We start from the raw sequence: 1170 nt of genomic DNA, 5'->3' as shown, positions 1-1170 counted from the left end.
CAGACTTGTTATAGGATCAAGCCTTACGGGCAATTAGTATCAGTTAGCTGAACGCATTACTGCGCTTACACACCTGACCTATCAACGTCCTGGTCTCGAACGACCCTTCAAGGGGATCTAGTCCCCAGGGATATCTCATCTTAAGGCGAGTTTCCCGCTTAGATGCTTTCAGCGGTTATCTCTTCCGAACATAGCTACCCGGCGATGCCACTGGCGTGACAACCGGTACACCAGAGGTTCGTCCACTCCGGTCCTCTCGTACTAGGAGCAGCCCCCTTCAAATATCCAACGCCCACGGCAGATAGGGACCAAACTGTCTCACGACGTTTTAAACCCAGCTCACGTACCTCTTTAAATGGCGAACAGCCATACCCTTGGGACCGGCTACAGCCCCAGGATGAGATGAGCCGACATCGAGGTGCCAAACACCGCCGTCGATATGAACTCTTGGGCGGTATCAGCCTGTTATCCCCAGAGTACCTTTTATCCGTTGAGCGATGGCCCTTCCATACAGAACCACCGGATCACTATGACCTGCTTTCGCACCTGCTCGACTTGTCGGTCTCGCAGTTAAGCACGCTTATGCCATTGCACTATCAGCACGATTTCCGACCGTACCTAGCGTACCTTCGTACTCCTCCGTTACGCTTTGGGAGGAGACCGCCCCAGTCAAACTGCCTACCATGCACTGTCCCCGACCCGGATCACGGGCCAAGGTTAGAACCTCAAACAAACCAGGGTGGTATTTCAAGGACGGCTCCACCGAAACTAGCGTTCCGGTTTCATAGCCTCCCACCTATCCTACACAGATCGGTTCAAAGTCCAATGCAAAGCTACAGTAAAGGTTCATGGGGTCTTTCCGTCTAGCCGCGGGTAGATTGCATCATCACAAACACTTCAACTTCGCTGAGTCTCGGGAGGAGACAGTGTGGCCATCGTTACGCCATTCGTGCAGGTCGGAACTTACCCGACAAGGAATTTCGCTACCTTAGGACCGTTATAGTTACGGCCGCCGTTTACCGGGACTTCAATCAAGAGCTTGCACCCCATCATTTAATCTTCCGGCACCGGGCAGGCGTCACACCCTATACGTCCACTTTCGTGTTTGCAGAGTGCTGTGTTTTTATTAAACAGTCGCAGCCACCAGTTTATTGCAACCCCTTCACCCTC

At 52.7% G+C, this 1170-nt stretch carries 1 rRNA gene; it reads right to left on the bottom strand.

The features are described 5' to 3' along the window. Positions 1-12: 12 nt before the first annotated feature. Positions 13-1170 (bottom strand): 23S ribosomal RNA (locus LGM56_RS36680); the annotation flags it as partial.

Source organism: Burkholderia sp. AU38729, assembly GCF_020419725.1.
Lineage (GTDB): Bacteria > Pseudomonadota > Gammaproteobacteria > Burkholderiales > Burkholderiaceae > Burkholderia.
This window is presented reverse-complemented; position numbering and strand designations above follow the sequence as displayed.